Here is a 17748-nt window from a genome sequence, read left to right on the forward strand (position 1 = left end):
AGTCGCCGGTCGTCAGCCCAGCCGGGGCTGAATCGTCTCGATGAAAACCTGCTGCTTCCGCTCGGGCGCGAGGTGGCACGCCGAGCCCCGTCCCGCGGGCAGCAGCGGGCGTTCGGTCACGCAGCGGTCGCCCTCGACCAGGTCCCGGAACTCGCACCGCGGGTTGAACGGGCAGCCGGGCGGCGGGTTCAACAGGCTCGGCGGAGAGCCGGGGATCGGGCGCAGCGGCTCGTTGACGTCTCCGGACAGGCGGGGCATGGAGCTGAGCAGACCCCAGGTGTACGGGTGCTGGGGCGCCTTGAGCACCTCGCGCACGGAACCGCGCTCCACGGCCCGGCCGGCGTACATCACCAGCAGGTCGTCGGCCATGTTGGCGACGACGCCGAGGTCGTGGGTGATCAGGATGATCGCGGAGCCGAACTCCTGCTGGAGGTCCTTGAGCAGGTCGAGGATCTGCGCCTGCACGGTCACGTCGAGGGCCGTGGTGGGCTCGTCGGCGATGAGCAGCGCGGGGTTGCAGACCAGCGACATGGCGATCATGGCGCGCTGGCGCATACCGCCGGAGAACTGGTGCGGGTAGTCGTCGACGCGCGTCTCGGGCGACGGGATGCCGACCTTGCCGAGCATCTCGATGGCCCGGTCGCGGGCCTCCTTCTTGCTGGCCCCGGTGTGCTTGCGGAACGGCTCCGAGATCTGGCGGCCGATCGTGTAGTACGGCGACAGGGCGGTCAGCGCGTCCTGGAAGATCATCGCCATCTTGTTGCCGCGCAGCGTCTCCAGCCGCTTGGTCGGGGCGTCGGTGATCTCTTCGCCGTCCAGCTCGATGGAGCCGGTGATCGTGGTGGAGCGCGGGTTGTGCAGGCCCAGGATGGACAGGTTGGTCACCGACTTGCCGGAGCCCGACTCGCCGACGATGCCCAGGGTCTTGCCCGGCTGGAGGTCGAAGGAGAGCCCGTCCACGGCCTTGACGATGCCGTCCTCGGTGGAGAACTGGACACGCAGGTCGCGCACCGACAGGAACGCGTCCGGCTCGGTCGGGGCCGGGGCGTCCTCGGTCTTGGTGAGTGTGGTCACGGTCGTTCTCCTAGGACAGACGCACGCGCGGATCGATGATGGCGTACAAGGCGTCCACGATGATGTTGAACAGAAGGATGAGGGCGGCGCTGAAGACCATCACGCCCATGGTCAGCGGCAGGTCCTTGTCGACGACCGAGTCACGGGCGAGGCGGCCGATACCCGCCAGGCCGAAGGTGAGCTCCGTGACCATGGCGCCGCCGAACAGCGCGCCCAGGTCCATGCCGAGGATGGTGACGATCGGGATGAGCGAGCCGCGCCACGCGTAGCGGAAGAAGACGAAGCGGCCCGACATGCCCTTGGCGCGGGCGGCGCGGACGTGCTCCTCCTGGAGCTGCTCGATCATCGTGGAGCGGGCCATACGCGTGTAGTTGGCCGTGAAGATCACCGACATCACGAGCCAGGGGATCAGCAGACCCATGAACCAGCCGCCGGGGCTCTCGCTGAACGGCACGTACTTCGGCTTGTTGAGCCAGCCCGTGCTGTAGACGAAGATGCCGAGCACCACCGGGCCGAGGAAGTAGATCTGCATCGAGGACAGCACCAGCGAGCCGCCGCTGAAGATCTTGTCGACGGCGGTGCCCCTGCGCCAGGCGGCGATCATGCCGGCGGCGAGGCCGACCGTCAGGAAGACGACGAGGCCGCCGAGCGAGAGCGAGACCGTCAGCGGGAGACGGTCGATGATCGTGTCCCACACCATCTGCTGGTTGTCGAAGGAGACACCGAAGCAGGGGGCCGCGCAGTGGCCGACCGAGAACTCGCGTCCGGCGAAGATGCCGACCATGTACGCCCAGAACTGCACCGGCACAGGCTGGTCCAGGCCCAGGTTCTTGTGAATGATGGCCAGCGCGTCAGGCGTGCAGTTCTTGCCGCAGGCCAGCAGTGCGGGGTCCTGCGGGATGGCGAAGAACATGAAGAACGTGAAGGCGCTGATCAAGAAGAGGATCAGGACTGCGCCGAGCGTCCGGCGCAGAAGGAATCGAAGCATGGCTGGTCGCTGCTCTCAGGACGGCGGCTGTGAGGGGTCGTGCGGGGGCCGGGGTTTTCCGGGGGTGTGCGCTCCGCCGGGCGCACACCCCCGGAAAACCGGCCTGCCTGAGCTGTCGTTACTTCTTCAGGTACAGGCGCGTGATGTCGATGACGCTCATCTCGTGCGAGTAGCGCGCACCGCCCACGTTGGAGCCCTGGATCTGCAGCGACTTGGTGAAGTACAGCGGAGCCGCGGGGTTGATGCGCTCCACGATGTCGTGGTGCAGCGCGGTCCACGCCTTCTGGGCCTCGGCCGGGTCCGTGATCTTCTTGATGCGGGCGATCTCGGCGTTCACCTTGGGGTCGTTGATGTGGGAGTACACCGACGAACCGTCCTGCAGCTGCGTACCGTCGAACAGCGGCGGGATGACCGTGGACATGGACGGCCAGTCCTGGCCCCAGCCGGTCATGTAGAGGTCGAGACCGTTGTCGACCTTGCCGACCTGCTCGTACCAGGTGGCGCCGTCGATCTCCTTCTTCTGGACGTCGAGTCCGATCTTGGTGAGCGCGTTCTCGATGACCACGGCCTGCTGCTGACGCTTCGGCGTGTTGGCGTAGGCGTAGACGACCTTCTTGCCCTCGGCGCCCGCCTCCTTGATCAGCTTCTTGGCCTTCTCGACGTCACCGAGCGGCTTCTTCAGCTTGCCGAACGGGTCGTAGTCCTTCTCGAAGCCCGGAACGGTGGGGGCGATCAGGCCGGTGGCGATCTCGCCGCCGTACGCGCCGCCGTCAGGCTGGAAGACGTTCGCGTTCGGCATCGCCAGCGCGATGGCGTCGCGGACCTTCTTGTCCTTCATCCGGTCGAGGTTGAAGTTCAGCTGCCAGACGTAGGGCTGGTAGCCCTGGATCGTGCGCTTCTTCGCCTCGGGGTTGGAGATGACGTTGCGGACCTGGGTCGTGGCGACCGTGCCGGTCAGCTGGATGGCGTTCTGCGCCTCACCGCGGTCGGCGAGGATCGCCTTCGTCTGGGCCTCGTCGTCCAGGTTGAAGGAGATGTCGAAGCCGTCGACGTACTGGTGACGGACCGAGTCGGTCTTGGGGTCCCAGTGCGGGTTCTTGACGAGCTTCATCGACTTGCCCGGCTTGAACTCGGCGATCTTGTAGGGGCCGAGGGAGCTGGGGGCGGTGTCGTACTTCTCCTTGGTGTCGGCCTTCTGCGGCACGATGGAGTAGCCGACCATGGCCAGCGCCTGCGGGAGGTCCGCCTGCGGCTCCTTGAACTTGAAGACGACCGTCTTCGGGTCCGGCGTCGCGAGGACCGTGTCCGGCAGGTGCTTGCCCTTGTACGGGCCGTCGGGCAGGGCCTTGCGGTACGTGGTGCCCTCACCGGACAGCCAGTTCTGCAGGTAGACCGGGCCGTCGGTGACGAACGGCGCGTACAGGCGCTCGATGGTGTGGCGGACGTCGGCCGAGGTGATCTCGGTGCCGTTCTGGTCCTTCACACCGCTCTTGAGCGTGTAGGTCCAGGTCTTGCCGCCGTCGGTGGTCTTGCCGGAGTCGGTGGCGATGTCACCGACGACGGTGAGCTTGCCGTTGTCGTCCTCCTGGTACTGCGTCAGACCGCGGTGGAGCAGGCGGCCGAGGGCACGGCCGTCGCTCACGTAGGTCTGCGCCGGGTCCAGGTGGGAGAAGTCGTCCGTCTGGTAGACGTTGATCGTGCCGCCGGGCTTGGCGCCCGGGACCTCCGCCGCCGGGCCGGTCGACGCCTTGGCGTCACCGAAGGAGACGGCCGCGGCCTGCTTGGCCGCGTCCTCCTTGCTGTGTCCCTTGGACTGGGATTCGCCCTTGCTGTTGCCGTTGTTGCCGCTGCAACCGGTCAGCGCCAGCGAGCCGGCCGCCAGGACGACCACGGCAGCACGTGCCGCGCGCGTGCCAAAGATGCTCATGGTGATGAGTACCTATCTGTCAGTAGTGATCCAACTGTGCTGTCCGGGTACGCCGCGGGTACGCGGCGAGGTGACAGCTATCCCGCTGGTATGACGTCAGCGACCGGACTTCGGGTCGAACGCGTCGCGTACCGAGTCACCGAGCAGGTTGAAGGCCACGACGAAGATGACCATGGCGACCCCGGGGAAGAACATGTACGCGGGGTCCTGCTCGTAGATGTCCGCACCGATGGCGAACATCCGGCCCCAGTCCGGAGTGGGCTCGACGAAGCCGACACCCACATAGGACAGGAAGGCCACCGACAGGATCGTGGCGGGCAGCATGAGCGTCGCCTGCACGAGAATCGGGGTGACCAGGTTGGGCAGCAGCTCCTTGCGGATGATCCGCCAGGGAGAAGCGCCCGCGATCTTCGCGGCCTCGACGAACTCCCGCTCACGCAGGGAGAGGGTCGCGGCCCTGATCAGCCGTGACAGGCCCATCCAACCCAGGAAGGAGAGGACCACGATGATCGCGCCTGCGCGCAACGCCGTGGGCGTCTCCTCTTCGGGGTTGACGAACGCGGCCACGACGACGGGCATCGACGCGATGAAGAACAGCTGGCTGGGGAAACCGAGCAGGAAGTCGGTGAACCGCCCAAGCCAGAAGTCGACCTTCCCGCCGTAGTACCCGCCTACCAGGCCCATCACCACGCCGACGACGACCATGAGGATCGTCGCGGCCAGAGCCGTGTAGATGGACGTACGCATGCCGTAGAGCAGCTGCGTGAACACGTCACGGCCCAGGATGGGCTCGATACCGAACCAGAACTCGCCGGACATACCGCCGAACGACCCGGTCGGGATGGAGAACTCGTCGAGGAGTCCGATGGTCTCCTGCCCGTAGAGGGTGTACGGGTTCTTGCCGTACACCTTCGCGATGAGCGGGGCGAGGAGAGCGATGACGAAGAAGAAGATGACGATCACAGCGGAGACGACTCCGGTGCGGTCACGCTTGAATCGACGCCACATCAACTGCCCGGGAGAGAGCCCGGCGGGGTCCTTGGCCGACGACGCCTCGTCCTTCGACGGGGCAACTACTTCCAAGACGGCGGACGCTTCAGCGCCCTCGGTCTGCGCTGGACTTGTCACGGTCGTTCCGCCCCCGTGGGGATCACTACCGCAGACACGACCCGATCGGTGCTTATGGCACCACGCATGGGGTCCTCCTCATGAGTTCACTTGTTACCGCAACAGGGATACGCGGCATCCCGCCGACACCCCTGACGGCGAGATCCCCAAGTACCCCGGTGTGCTCGTGAGTCGGCGCACTCCCCACAGTGCGTGACCCATTGACCCGAGCTCAATGGAGCCAACTATTAAGTACAGCCGGGCCGTAAACCACACTTAAAGGGTCTCGTTTTGACAACATCGCCAAGACCCCGAAGCCCGAAATCCGGACAAAGTGAGTCCAGACAGACACCCGCGAAACGGACCGTTAGACCACGTTCCGGAGAGCGACGGTCGATATGCGGACGCTTCGGCAGGGAAAAGGCATTGACGCGGGCCGTCCGCAGCCCTAGGACTCGTCCGGAGGGCGCCTCTCCGGCCCGCTCCCGCCCTCCGGCCCATCCTCCCGGTCCGGGAACGCCGAACGGCCGCCGGGGTCGAAACCCCAACGGCCGTTCGGTACAAGGACGTACGGCTCAGCCGTACCGCGGCTCGGTCAGCCGTGCTTGGCGCGCGAGGCGGCGCGGGCGCGCTCGCGCTGGTCCAGGTTCACCTTGCGGATGCGGACGGCCTCCGGCGTCACCTCGACGCACTCGTCGTCGCGGCAGAACTCCAGCGACTGCTCCAGCGAGAGCTTGCGCGGCGGGACGATCGCCTCGAAGGAGTCGGCCGAGGACGACCGCATGTTGGTGAGCTTCTTCTCCTTGGTGATGTTGACGTCCATGTCGTCGGAGCGGGAGTTCTCACCGACGATCATGCCCTCGTACACCTCGGTGCCCGGCTCCACGAAGAGGACGCCGCGCTCCTGGAGGTTGGTCATCGCGAAGGCGGTGACCGCGCCGGAGCGGTCGGCCACCAGCGAGCCGTTGTTGCGGGTCTGCAGCGGGCCGAACCACGGCTCGTGGCCCTCGTGGATGGAGTGGGCGATGCCCGTGCCACGCGTCTGGGTCAGGAACTCGGTACGGAAGCCGATGAGGCCGCGGGACGGCACGACGAACTCCATGCGCACCCAGCCGGAGCCGTGGTTGGACATGTTGTCCATGCGGCCCTTGCGGACGCCCATGAGCTGCGTGACGGCGCCCATGTGCTCCTCGGGCACGTCGATGGTCATGCGCTCGACGGGCTCGTGGACCTTGCCGTCGATCTCCTTGGTGACCACCTGCGGCTTGCCGATGGTCAGCTCGAAGCCCTCACGGCGCATCTGCTCGACCAGGATGGCCAGCGCCAGCTCACCGCGGCCCTGCACCTCCCAGGCGTCGGGGCGCTCGGTGTCCAGGACGCGCAGCGAGACGTTACCGATGAGCTCGCGGTCCAGGCGGTCCTTCACCTGGCGGGCGGTGACCTTGCGGTCCTTGACGGCGGCCTTGTTGTCGGCGCCCTTGCCGGTGGCACCGCGGCCGACCAGCGGCGAGGTGTTCGTACCGATGACCATCGAGATCGCCGGCTCGTCGACCGTGATCAGCGGCAGCGCGATCGGGTTCTCCGGGTCGGCCAGCGTCTCGCCGATCATGATGTCGGGGATACCGGCGACGGCGCAGATGTCACCGGGGCCCGCCACCTCGGCCGGCTTGCGGGTGAGCGCCTCGGTCATCATCAGCTCGCTGATGCGGACGTTGGAGATGGTGCCGTCCCGCTTGATCCACGCGACCGTCTGGCCCTTGCGCAGCTCGCCCTGCTCGACGCGGAGCAGCGCGATGCGGCCGAGGAAGTTGTCGGCGTCGAGGTTGGTGACGTGGGCCTGGAGGGGGGCCTCCTCGTCGAACACCGGGGCCGGGATGTGCTCCAGGATGGCCGAGAAGAACGGCTCCAGGTTGGTGGAGTCGGCCGGGACGGTGCCGTCCTCCGGCTTGGTCAGCGAGGCGATGCCGTCGCGGCCGCAGGCGTAGACGATCGGGAACTCGATCTGCTCCTCGTCGGCGTCCAGGTCCAGGAAGAGGTCGTACGTCTCGTTGACGACCTCGTCGATCCGGGAGTCCGGGCGGTCCGTCTTGTTGATGCAGAGGATGACCGGCATCCGGCGCTGGAGGGCCTTGCGGAGCACGAAGCGGGTCTGCGGCAGCGGGCCCTCGGAGGCGTCCACCAGCAGCACGACACCGTCGACCATCGACAGACCGCGCTCGACCTCACCGCCGAAGTCGGCGTGGCCGGGGGTGTCGATGATGTTGATCGTGATCGGGGCGCCGCCGTCCTTGGGGTGGTACTTCACCGCCGTGTTCTTGGCGAGGATCGTGATGCCCTTCTCACGCTCCAGGTCGTTCGAGTCCATGACGCGGTCATCGACGGAGTCGAGCTGGTGCGCGGCGAAGGCACCGGCCTGCTTGAGCATGGCGTCGACGATGGTCGTCTTGCCGTGGTCGACGTGGGCGACGATGGCTACGTTACGGATGTCGTGGCGCGTGGGCATAAGTGGCTGGCGCTTCTCTCAAAATCGTGGGTGCGGCGTCTCTTGGTCCTCGTACGCCCGCCGGGCGGTCGCGCCACGGCTGTGTTCCATGGTACGGGCCATGCGCGGAAGCGGCTTCCCGGCCCATTCGGGAAGCGCGAACCTCTGTCGGGTGGAGCCGGTGTGCGGCACTGGGGGTGCTGGTGAGGAGGGCCTGCGGGGGCCGGACGTGAGCTTGCCCACCGGGGTGTCCGGTGGGCAAGCGACTTGAGCGGATTCTGAGCTTGACCTGCTCTTTACGCAGTCGGTGTGCGCGGCGTCGTCACTTCCGCCGGAAGCCGATGTCCTCGTAGCGGGGCGTCGCGAAACCGAAGGCCCCGGCGTTGACCACGCGCGGCCGGGCCGCGACCAGCTGGGGCCGCTGGTAGAGCGGGATGGAGCCGGCGGCGGCCCAGAGCCGGGCGTCGGCCTGCTTCACCAGCTCCCGCGCCGCCTTCTCGTCGAGCTCGGCGGCCGCCTGGTCGAAGAGCTGGTCGATGTGGTCCGTACCGACCCGGGTGTAGTTCTGCTCCACGAGCAGGGACCCGTCCGTGGCCGGCTGCGGCTTGGCGAAGATCGGCCGCCCGTCGGTCGCCGGGTAGGCGGTGGCGGGCCAGGAGTAGAGGGCGAGGTCGTAGTCGCCGGCGGCGATGTGGTCCTTGAAGTAGCTCTCGTCGGAGACCTTGACGATGTGGGTGCGGATCCCGATCCGGTCCAGCATCCCGGTGATCTTGGCGCCGACGGTCCGCAGCGCCTCCGAGCCGGGCCCGGACGGCAGCACGAACCGCAGGCTCAGCTCCTTGCCGTCCTTGCCGAGCGGCCCGCCCGCCGCCTTCGCGGACGGCGAGGCGGGCCCGGGCGCGGCGGTGCCACGCGGGGCGTACGCGCCGGGGACGCCGCCCTTCGCCTTGTCGGCCTGGTCGGAGGTGTCCGCCTTGCCGGGGTTCTCGGCGTCGTCGGTCCCGCCGACGGCGGCCGCCTGCAGCAGCAGCGCGCCCCGGACCGCCTCGACGGGGGCGGGGGCCAGGATGCGGGTGCCGTCGTCGCCGCGGGGCGACTTGTCGTCGCCCACGATGTAGAGGCCGTCGTTCGAGGGCCGGTCCGGGGCGCCCTGGGTGTGCGCGGCCGTGCGGGCTCCCGGCAGGGACGCGGCGCGCGGCGTGCCCGGGGAGGCCTCGGCGCCCGCCTTCGTACCGTCCTTCGGCGCGGCGGGCCTGCGGGCCGCGCCGCCCGGGGTCCAGCCCGCGTCCGCCAGCAGGGCCCGGGCCTCCTCGGTGTCCTGCTCGCCCAGGGCGCCGCTGCTGTCCGCGTACGCCCACTGGCCCGCCAGCGCGAGGTGGCTGCCGACCGGGTGCGCGGGCAGCCCCAGCGGCTTCAGCACGGCCTCGGCGAGCTTCCGCCGGTCCAGCGCCCGGGCCACGGCCCGGCGTACCCGCTCGTCCGCCAGGGGCCCGGACTCGCCGTTCAGCGCGAGCTGGGTGTAGGCGGGCTCCAGCGACTTGCGGACGGTGAAGCCGCGCAGCGCCTCCCGCTCGGCGGCCTGTGCCGCGGCCGCCTGCCGCTCCTTCAGGCGCACGGCCTGGACGCGCGCGGCCGTGACCTCGTCGGAGCCGTACGCCAGCGCCCAGGACTTCAGCGCGGCGGACGGCGGGAGGGCGGCGGACGCGGGGCCCGCGGCGGCCGGCGGGGCTGCGGCGGCCGCGGGGCCGGCCGCACCCTTCTTGCGCTCCTCCGCCGCGAGCGCGATCCGGTCGGCCGTCGCGCGGTCGATCTCGGCCAGGTCCACCGTCCCGGCGGCGAGCGCGGCGGCGCGCCCGGTGCGCGGGACGGCGCGCAGCACGAGTGTGTCGAGCTTGGCGGGCTTTCCCCACCAGCGCGTGTTGCGTACGAGGGTGACGGTGCCGGCGTCGGTGTCGACGGCCTTCAGGCGGAAGGGCCCGGCGGAGGTGGCGAGCCGCGTCCGGGCGCCGTCGTTGAAGGTGTCCGGCTTGCCCGTGACGTCCTTCGGGTAGAGCGGCGTGAACAGGGCGCGCCAGTCGGCGTACGGCTTGTTGAAGGTGACCCGCACCTCCAGGTCGCTCGCGCCGCGCTCGATCTTCTCGATGCGTTCGTACCCGGCGTTGCGGGCGGTCCAGTACGCGGAGTCCTTGCCGCTGAGCGCGCGCCACTGGGCGGCGAAGTCGGGGGCCCCGATCTCGCGGCCGTCGCTCCACACCGCCTGCTGGTGGAGCTTGTAGAGGACGACCTGCTTGGGCTCGGTCTCGATGATCTCGGCCGATTCGAGGTAGTCCGGGTTGCGCTGCGGGCGGCCGCGGTCGTCGAGGGTGAAGAGGGCGGGCAGCACGGCCCCGGCGATGCGGGCGGTGGTGGCGTCGGCGTCGGCCTGGAAGGCGTTGAGCGTGGCCGGCACGGTGTCGACGGCCCAGCGCAGCGTCCCGCCGTCGGCGATCCGGTCGCGCGCGGCGGGGGCGATGTCCTGGGGGACGGGCCGCGCGGTGCTCTCCTCGTCGCCGGAGGCGCATCCGGTCAGGGTGAGGACGGAGGCGGCGATGACGCCCCCGGTGAGGAGGGCGACGGACCGGAGAGGAGCGCCGAGGTGGGACATGTCTTATACCTCTTCGTCCTGTTTTGTGGCATTTAGAGATGATCAGACCTATTGCCCCTACACTGAAAACCACACGGCCGGGCCCGCGGCGGCGACACGGCGACAGTGCTCGCGAAATGCCACCCGGGCGGCCCAACGGTGCCTCCAGAAGAGTGGAATCCGTGCACGCGGCTTCCCAATGGGCGATGTGACGCGCAACACTCGCAGGCGCGTGTTTGCCACCCCTTTGCCACCCCCGCGAGAGCGAAGTGAGGGTAACCCATGGCACTTCAGGACGATTTGACCGAGGTCAAGCGGAATCTCGAAGAGCTCGCCCGTTCGATCATCCGGCTGGAGCAGAACCTCACGCAGCAGCGCGAGGGGACGCCGGCGGCCGTCGGCCGGCCGGAGGGCCTGGTGACCATCTCGGACGACCCGTACGACTCGTCCCTCTGGATCGACACGGACGACGAGGGTCTGGGCGCCCGGGGCCGGCGCGCCCCCTGACGGGACCGGGGGTCGGCACGCTCGCCCACACCCACCCACAGGCCCCTCCTAGGAGACCCCGTTGGCCACAGGGACCCAACAACCACACACCGAACCGGCGGACCCCTCACGCACCGGCGTGCACAGCGCCACCCGTGCCGCCATCGCGCCCCGCCATCTGCGTACCGACCGCTGGTGGCTCGCACCGGCCGCCACGGCCGCCGGGCTCCTGGCGTTCATCGTCTACTCCACCTGGCGCGCCTTCGCCAACAGCGACTACTACGCCGCCCCGTACGTCTCGCCGTTCTACTCGCCGTGCCTCGCCGAGAACTGCGCGCCGATGAAGGACGGCCCCAACTGGGAGATCTTCGGCAGCTGGTGGGGCCTCTCCCCCGCCCTGCTGATCCTGATCTTCCCGCTGGGCTTCCGGCTGACCTGCTACTACTACCGCAAGGCGTACTACCGGGGGTTCTGGGCGTCGCCCCCGGCGTGCGCGGTCGCCGAGCCGCACAAGAAGTACACCGGCGAGACCCGCTTCCCGCTGATCCTGCAGAACATGCACCGGTACTTCTTCTACGCCGCGCTGCCGGTCGCCGGGATCCTCACGTACGACACCGTGCTCGCGTTCCGCGACGCGTCGTACGCGTGGGGGCACATGGGCCTGGGGACGCTGGTCTTCCTCGTCAACATCGTGCTGATCTGGGCGTACACCCTCTCCTGCCACTCCTGCCGGCACATCGTCGGCGGCCGGCTGAAGCACTTCTCGAAGCATCCGGTGCGCTACCGGCTGTGGGGCTGGGTCGGCAAGCTGAACGCCCGTCACATGCAGCTGGCCTGGGCGTCGCTGCTGAGCGTCGCGCTCGCCGACTTCTACGTGTACCTGCTCGCCACGGGCGCTTTCGAGGATCCGAGGTTTTTCTGATGACGCAAGCGGAACGGCAGCAGTGGGACGTCGTCGTGGTCGGCGCCGGCGGGGCGGGGCTGCGGGCCGCCATCGAGGCGCGCGAGCGGGGCGCCCGTACGGCCGTGATCTGCAAGTCGCTGTTCGGCAAGGCCCACACCGTGATGGCGGAGGGCGGCATCGCCGCCTCCATGGGCAACGCCAACGCCGGTGACAACTGGCAGGTGCACTTCCGCGACACCATGCGCGGCGGCAAGTTCCTCAACCAGTGGCGCATGGCCGAGCTGCACGCGCGCGAGGCACCCGACCGGGTGTGGGAGCTGGAGACCTGGGGCGCGCTCTTCGACCGCACCAAGGACGGCCGCATCTCGCAGCGCAACTTCGGCGGTCACGAGTACCCGCGCCTCGCGCACGTCGGCGACCGGACCGGCCTGGAGCTCATCCGTACGCTCCAGCAGAAGATCGTCTCCCTCCAGCAGGAGGACAAGGAGCGCTTCGGGGACTACGAGGCCCGGCTGAAGGTCTTCCAGGAGTGCACGGTCACCCGCGTCCTCAAAGAGGACGACAGGGTCTCCGGGGCCTTCTGCTACGAGCGCGAGTCCGGCCGCTTCTTCGTCCTGGAGGCCCCGTCGGTGGTCCTCGCGACCGGCGGGATCGGCAAGTCCTTCAAGGTCACGTCGAACTCCTGGGAGTACACCGGCGACGGCCACGCGCTGGCGCTGCTCGCGGGCGCGCCACTGGTGAACATGGAGTTCGTCCAGTTCCACCCCACCGGCATGGTCTGGCCGCCCTCCGTGAAGGGCATCCTCGTCACCGAGTCCGTCCGCGGCGACGGCGGCGTGCTGCGCAACAGCGACGGCAAGCGGTTCATGTTCGACTACGTCCCGGACGTCTTCAAGGAGAAGTACGCCGAGTCGGAGGAGGAGGGCGACCGCTGGTACGAGGACCCGGACAACAACCGGCGCCCGCCCGAGCTGCTCCCCCGTGACGAGGTCGCCCGCGCGATCAACGCCGAGGTGAAGGCGGGGCGCGGCTCCCCGCACGGCGGGGTGTTCCTCGACGTGTCGACGCGCATGCCGGCCGAGACCATCAAGCGGCGGCTGCCGTCGATGTACCACCAGTTCAAGGAGCTGGCGGACGTCGACATCACCGCCGAGCCGATGGAGGTCGGCCCGACCTGCCACTACGTGATGGGCGGCGTGGCCGTCGACTCGGACACGGCCGCGGCGGTCGGCGTCCCCGGCCTGTTCGCCGCCGGCGAGGTCGCGGGCGGCATGCACGGCTCCAACCGGCTCGGCGGGAACTCCCTCTCCGACCTGCTGGTCTTCGGCCGCCGGGCCGGGCTGTACGCGGCGGAGTACGCCGCCGGCCTCGGCGAGCGCCCGCGGGTGGACACCGCGCAGGTGGACGCGGCGGCGGCCGAGGCGCTGCGGCCGTTCGGCACCGAGTCCGGTGCCGGGGGCCCGGAGCCCGGCGAGGTGCCGGAGAACCCGTACACGCTCCACCAGGAGCTCCAGCAGACGATGAACGACCTCGTCGGCATCATCCGCCGCGAGGAGGAGATGGCGCAGGCCCTGCGCACCCTCGCCGAGCTGCACCGGCGGGCCCGGCGGGCGGTCGTCGAGGGCCACCGGCAGTTCAACCCCGGCTGGCACCTGGCCCTGGACCTGCGCAACATGCTGCTGGTCAGCGAGTGCGTGGCGCGCGCGGCGCTGGAGCGCCGGGAGAGCCGCGGCGGCCACACCCGGGAGGACTGCCCGGGCATGGACCGCGAGTGGCGGCGGATCAACCTGCTGTGCAAGCTCGCGGCGCCGGACTCCGCGCGCGGGCGGATCACCCTGGAACGCACGACGACCGAGCCCATCCGTACCGACCTGCTCGCCCTCTTCGACAAGGAGGAGCTGGTCAAGTACCTCGCCGAAGAGGAGCTCTACGAGTGACCACGTACGACGCGAGCTTCCGGGTGTGGCGGGGCGACACGGCCGGCGGCGGCCTGAAGGACTTCACCGTCGAGGTCAACGACGGCGAGGTCGTGCTCGACATCATCCACCGGCTCCAGGCCACCCAGGCCCCGGACCTGGCGGTGCGGTGGAACTGCAAGGCGGGCAAGTGCGGCTCGTGCAGCGCGGAAATCAACGGACGTCCGCGGCTGATGTGCATGACGCGCATGTCGACCTTCTCGCGGGACGAGACGATCACGGTGACACCGCTGCGGGCCTTCCCCGTGGTGCGGGACCTGGTGACCGACGTGTCCTTCAACTACGAGAAGGCGCGCGAGGTGCCGTCGTTCGTGCCGCCGCAGGGGCTGGCGCCGGGCGAGTACCGGATGCAGCAGGTGGACGTGGACCGTCCGCAGGAGTTCCGCAAGTGCATCGAGTGCTTCCTGTGCCAGGACACCTGCCATGTGGTGCGCGACCATGAGGAGAACAAGACGGCCTTCGCCGGGCCGCGCTTCCTGATGCGGATCGCGGAGCTCGACATGCACCCGCTGGACGCGGCGGCGGACAGCGGCCTGGACCGCAAGGCGACGGCGCAGGACGAGCACGGACTGGGCTACTGCAACATCACCAAGTGCTGCACCGAGGTCTGCCCCGAGGGCATCAAGATCACGGACAACGCCCTGATCCCGCTGAAGGAGCGGGCCGTGGACCGCAAGTACGACCCGCTGGTGTGGCTCGGCAACAAGATCGGCCGGCGTCCGGTCGCGAAGCCCCAGAAGGGGACATAGCCTCACAGGTGTGACGCTGGGTACCGGCCCCCCGTACGCGTACGGGGGGCCGGTGTCATCGAGGAGAGGTGCCATGACCACCAAGCAGACCGTCCTCGGCCGGGTGGCCCAGCTGGCGAAGGCCGACGTCAACGCCCTGCTGGACCAGGCGGAGGACCCGCGGCGGATGCTGGACGAGCTGATCCGCGACTACTCCACGCACATCGCCGAGGCCGAGCGGGCGGTGGAGAGCACCCTCGACGGCCTGCGGCTGCTGGAGCAGGACCACGGCGAGGACGTCACGGCGGCCCACGAGTGGGGCGTCAAGGCCCGTGAGGCGAGCCGCAAGGCGGACGACCTGCGCAGGGAGAACCGCGGCGGCCTCGCGGACAAGTTCGACACCCTCGCGAAGGTGGCCCTCGGCCACCAGCTCCAGGCCGAGGAGGACGCACGGGCCGCCGAGCCGACGATCACGGCCCAGCGGGAGCTCGTGGCGACACTGCGGGACGGCCTGGAGCGGATGCGGCGGAAGCTGACGGAGCTCGAAGGGGTGCGTACGGACGCGACCGCCGTCAGCCGTACGCCGAAGCTGGACGTGGTCCGCTCGATCGACGTCCTCGACCCCACGAGCGAGCTGAGCCGCTTCGACGACAAGGTCCGCCGGGAGGAGGCCAAGGCGCTGGGCAAGCAGGAGCTCGCGGCGTCGTCCCTGGACGGTCTCTTCGAACGGCTGGACCTGCCCGACCTCGCCACCCGCCGCACGGAGATCGAGGCGCGGCTGGCGGCGCTGAAGGCGGCGGCCTGACCCTCGTTCCCGGTCAGAACATGCTCAGGAGCTGGTCGACCGTCGGTTCCGAGGGGCTCGTGCCCGACGGGAGCGGGAGGTCGAACCAGACCGTCTTGCCGCGCGGTGTGCGCCGCGAGCCCCAGGAGGTGGAGAGCAGGCCGACCAGCTGGAGGCCCCGGCCGCCCTCGTCGGTGTCGCGGGCGCGGCGGCGGCGGGGCTGGACCAGGCCCGCGTCCCACACCTCGCACACCAGGGTGCGGTCGCGCAGCAGGCGCAGGCGGATCTCGCCCTCGCCGTACCGCAGGGCGTTGGTGACGAGCTCGCTGACGAGCAGCTCCACGGTGTCGACGAGCGGCTCCAGCTCCCAGGCGGTCAGCTGGGCGCGGGCCAGTTCGCGGGCGCGGCCGACGGAGCGCGGTTCGCGCGGCAGCCGCCAGTCGCCGACCGCCTCGGCGGGCAGGCCCTGGACGCGGGCCATGAGCAGGGCGATGTCGTCCTCGCCGTGGCGGGTGTCCAGGGTGGTGAGGACGTGGTCGCAGACGTCCTCCAGCGGGCGCTCCGGATCGGTCAGCGCGCTGCGGAAGGCCCGCAGGCCCTCGTCGAGCGGATGGTCGCGGGACTCGACGAGCCCGTCGGTGTACAGGGCGAGCAGCGCGCCCTCGGGGAGCTCGATCTCGACCTCCTCGAAGGGCTCGCCGCCGACGCCGACGCCCAGCGGCATGCCGGGCGGTACGTCGAGGAGGAGCGCCTCCTCGCCTTGTTCGACCAGCACCGGCGGGAGGTGGCCGGCGTTGGCGAACGTACAGCGGCGGGTGACGGCGTCGTACACGGCGTACACGCAGGTGGCGAGGTAGACCTCGGAGCGTTCCGCCGTGCCGCGGCCGGCGCGGCCGGCGCCGGTGGGGGTGCCGAGGCCGCGGGCGATCTCGTCGAGGTGGGAGAGGACCTCGGCCGGCTCCAGGTCGAGCTGTGCCAGGGTGCGGACGGCCGTGCGCAGTTCGCCCATCGCGACGGCGGCGCGCAGTCCGCGGCCCATGACGTCGCCGACGACGAGCGCGGTGCGGTGCCCGGGCAGTTCGATGACGTCGAACCAGTCGCCGCCGACCTCGGTGGCGGTGTTGCCGGGCAGGTAACGGCAGGCGATGTCGAGGCCGGCGGCCTCGGGGTCGCCGGGGGGCAGCAGGCTGCGCTGGAGGATCACCGCCCGCTCGTGCTCGCGGCGGTAGAGCCTGGCGTTGTCGATGCAGACGGCGGCGCGGGCGGCGAGCTCGACGGCGAGGGCCCGGTCCCGTTCGCCGAAGGGCTCGCTGCCCTTCGTACGGGAGAACTGGACCAGTCCGACGACGGTGTCGTGCGCGACCATCGGCACCACGAGGGTGGACTGGACGAGGCTGCCGTCGGCGGGCGGCAGGGTCTGCGGGCGGCCGGTGCGCAGGGCGGTCGCGCACGGTGAGTTGAAGGGGTAGCGGTGGACGGCGCCGACGTCGATGGGCGCGGTGTCGCAGCAGCCGGGCGCCTGGGCGGGGTTGACGCTCGGGCTGACCAGCGGGGTGTCCGAGACGGCGCTCGCGAAGGCGACGCGGCGCAGGTCGGCGCCCCCGTCGGCGGCGCGGCCCGGCGGGGCCTCGTCGCCGGTGAGCAGCCCCTGGTAGAGGTCGACGGAGGCGAGGTCGCAGAAGCCCGGGACGGCGACGTCGAGGAGCTCGCGGGCGGTGGTCTCCAGGTCCAGGCTGTTGCCGATGCGGGCGCTGGCCTCGTTGAGGAGGGCGAGGTTGCGGCGGGCGCTGGCGGCCTCGCGGGCGGCGATCTGGCGCCGGGTGACGTCGGTGCCGAGGCCGGCGACCCCGATGGGGCGGCCGGTGCCGCTGTGCACCCGGTAGAGGTTGATCGACCAGTGGCGATGCTCGTTGCCGCCGGGCACGGAGCCGGTCAGCTGGAGGTCGGTGACGGCCTCGCCGGTCTGCAGGACGCGCTTGAGCGCGGCGGTCATCCGCTCCGCCTCGGGGCGCGGGAGGTAGTCGTGGACGGTACGGCCCCGGTGGTCGTCGACGGAGCCGCCGAAGACGGTGGCGAAGCGGCGGTTGGCGCGCTGGACCGTCAGGTCGGTACCGAAGAGGAGAAACCCGAAAGGCGATTGACCGAAAATCGCCTGTGATGCGGCAAGATCGGTCTCGATCCGCCGGAGGGCGCGGACGTCGACGACGATGCACAGCGCGCCCCGCTCGCCGTCCGCGGTCTCGCTCGGCATCACGTACAGCTCGGCTATGCCGCGCGTGGTGCGCTCACCGGGGATGCGGAAGGGGACGAGGCCCGTCCACTCCTTGCCGTCGAGGATCTCGGCGACCTTGCGGTGACCGCGTGCGCGCAGGTCGGGGGGCATGAAGGCCTCGACCGGGTCCTTGCCCCTGACCTCGCGGGCCGGGATGCCGAACAGCTCGGCGGCGCGAAGGCTCCACTGATCGACCAGGCCGTCGGGGCCTATCGAGAAGGACGCGACTCTGATGTAGTCGTAGATCGAGCCGGGCGGGCTGCTCTGCCACATGACGCCGCTCGCCGTCTCAGGTATCTCGCTCACGCGACCGTCCCCTCCAGCTCACCGCACCGGACCGGCCATTCCCGCAGTATTCAGCACTACGGCCCCCGTCGGCACGCCGTTCACGATCACA

At 70.0% G+C, this 17748-nt stretch carries 12 protein-coding genes; 5 read left to right on the plus strand and 7 right to left on the minus strand.

Annotated features, from left to right (window positions below; genetic code table 11):
* Nucleotides 1–12: 12 nt before the first annotated feature.
* The 6 genes from AC07FJ_RS12145 to AC07FJ_RS12170 all read right to left on the minus strand — a co-directional run bounded on the left by AC07FJ_RS12145 (nt 13) and on the right by AC07FJ_RS12170 (nt 10222).
* A complete protein-coding gene (locus AC07FJ_RS12145) occupies nt 13–1074 on the minus strand; it encodes an ABC transporter ATP-binding protein (RefSeq protein WP_479047957.1) in 1062 nt (353 codons plus the stop codon).
* A 10-nt stretch (nt 1075–1084) separates the two neighbouring features.
* The gene (locus tag AC07FJ_RS12150) at nt 1085–2062 is read right to left on the minus strand and encodes an ABC transporter permease (RefSeq protein ID WP_479047959.1); all 978 of its coding nucleotides are present in this window, start codon (nt 2060–2062) and stop codon (nt 1085–1087) included.
* A 118-nt stretch (nt 2063–2180) separates the two neighbouring features.
* Nucleotides 2181–3989 (minus strand): ABC transporter substrate-binding protein, encoded by a 1809-nt coding sequence (locus AC07FJ_RS12155; protein WP_479047961.1) that lies wholly within the window; start codon nt 3987–3989, stop codon nt 2181–2183.
* A gap of 96 nt (nt 3990–4085) precedes the next feature.
* A complete protein-coding gene (locus AC07FJ_RS12160; protein ID WP_468284397.1) occupies nt 4086–5072 on the minus strand; it encodes an ABC transporter permease in 987 nt (328 codons plus the stop codon).
* Between the two features lie 619 nt (nt 5073–5691).
* Nucleotides 5692–7599, minus strand: a complete 1908-nt coding sequence (gene typA / locus AC07FJ_RS12165) for a translational GTPase TypA (protein ID WP_479047962.1) — start codon at nt 7597–7599, stop codon at nt 5692–5694.
* 301 nt (nt 7600–7900) lie between these two features.
* On the minus strand, nt 7901–10222 hold the full coding sequence (locus AC07FJ_RS12170; RefSeq protein ID WP_479047964.1) for an ABC transporter family substrate-binding protein: 2322 nt from the start codon (nt 10220–10222) through the stop codon (nt 7901–7903).
* A 261-nt stretch (nt 10223–10483) separates the two neighbouring features.
* On the opposite strand from AC07FJ_RS12170, the gene AC07FJ_RS12175 reads away from it, so the two are divergent.
* The 5 genes from AC07FJ_RS12175 to AC07FJ_RS12195 all read left to right on the plus strand — a co-directional run bounded on the left by AC07FJ_RS12175 (nt 10484) and on the right by AC07FJ_RS12195 (nt 15100).
* Nucleotides 10484–10708, plus strand: coding sequence for a hypothetical protein (locus AC07FJ_RS12175; protein WP_468284395.1), 225 nt, complete (start codon nt 10484–10486; stop codon nt 10706–10708).
* A gap of 61 nt (nt 10709–10769) precedes the next feature.
* Complete coding sequence (locus tag AC07FJ_RS12180; RefSeq protein ID WP_479047966.1) at nt 10770–11609, plus strand: hypothetical protein; 840 nt, start codon at nt 10770–10772, stop codon at nt 11607–11609.
* A complete protein-coding gene (locus AC07FJ_RS12185; RefSeq protein ID WP_479047968.1) occupies nt 11609–13528 on the plus strand; it encodes a fumarate reductase/succinate dehydrogenase flavoprotein subunit in 1920 nt (639 codons plus the stop codon). Before AC07FJ_RS12180 ends, AC07FJ_RS12185 begins: the two co-directional genes overlap by 1 nt.
* Complete coding sequence (locus tag AC07FJ_RS12190) at nt 13525–14316, plus strand: succinate dehydrogenase/fumarate reductase iron-sulfur subunit (protein WP_361419703.1); 792 nt, start codon at nt 13525–13527, stop codon at nt 14314–14316. The genes AC07FJ_RS12185 and AC07FJ_RS12190 overlap by 4 nt, the downstream gene beginning before the upstream one ends.
* 73 nt (nt 14317–14389) lie before the next feature.
* On the plus strand, nt 14390–15100 hold the full coding sequence (locus AC07FJ_RS12195; RefSeq protein WP_479047971.1) for a PspA/IM30 family protein: 711 nt from the start codon (nt 14390–14392) through the stop codon (nt 15098–15100).
* A 13-nt stretch (nt 15101–15113) separates the two neighbouring features.
* On the opposite strand, the gene AC07FJ_RS12200 is transcribed toward AC07FJ_RS12195, so the two are convergent.
* Nucleotides 15114–17624, minus strand: coding sequence for a SpoIIE family protein phosphatase (locus tag AC07FJ_RS12200; protein ID WP_479048343.1), 2511 nt, complete (start codon nt 17622–17624; stop codon nt 15114–15116).
* Nucleotides 17625–17748 lie beyond the last annotated feature (124 nt).

The sequence above is a fragment of the Streptomyces sp. NPDC045998 genome (assembly GCF_056430285.1).

Coding starts and splice junctions, on each gene's coding strand:
- AC07FJ_RS12150 (WP_479047959.1), bottom strand. CDS start 2,062: ATGCTTCGATTCCTTCTGCGCCGGACGCTCGGCGCAGTCCTGATCCTC.
- AC07FJ_RS12155 (WP_479047961.1), bottom strand. CDS start 3,989: ATGAGCATCTTTGGCACGCGCGCGGCACGTGCTGCCGTGGTCGTCCTG.
- typA (WP_479047962.1), bottom strand. CDS start 7,599: ATGCCCACGCGCCACGACATCCGTAACGTAGCCATCGTCGCCCACGTC.
- AC07FJ_RS12170 (WP_479047964.1), bottom strand. CDS start 10,222: ATGTCCCACCTCGGCGCTCCTCTCCGGTCCGTCGCCCTCCTCACCGGG.
- AC07FJ_RS12175 (WP_468284395.1), top strand. CDS start 10,484: ATGGCACTTCAGGACGATTTGACCGAGGTCAAGCGGAATCTCGAAGAG.
- AC07FJ_RS12185 (WP_479047968.1), top strand. CDS start 11,609: ATGACGCAAGCGGAACGGCAGCAGTGGGACGTCGTCGTGGTCGGCGCC.
- AC07FJ_RS12195 (WP_479047971.1), top strand. CDS start 14,390: ATGACCACCAAGCAGACCGTCCTCGGCCGGGTGGCCCAGCTGGCGAAG.
- AC07FJ_RS12200 (WP_479048343.1), bottom strand. CDS start 17,624: ATGTGGCAGAGCAGCCCGCCCGGCTCGATCTACGACTACATCAGAGTC.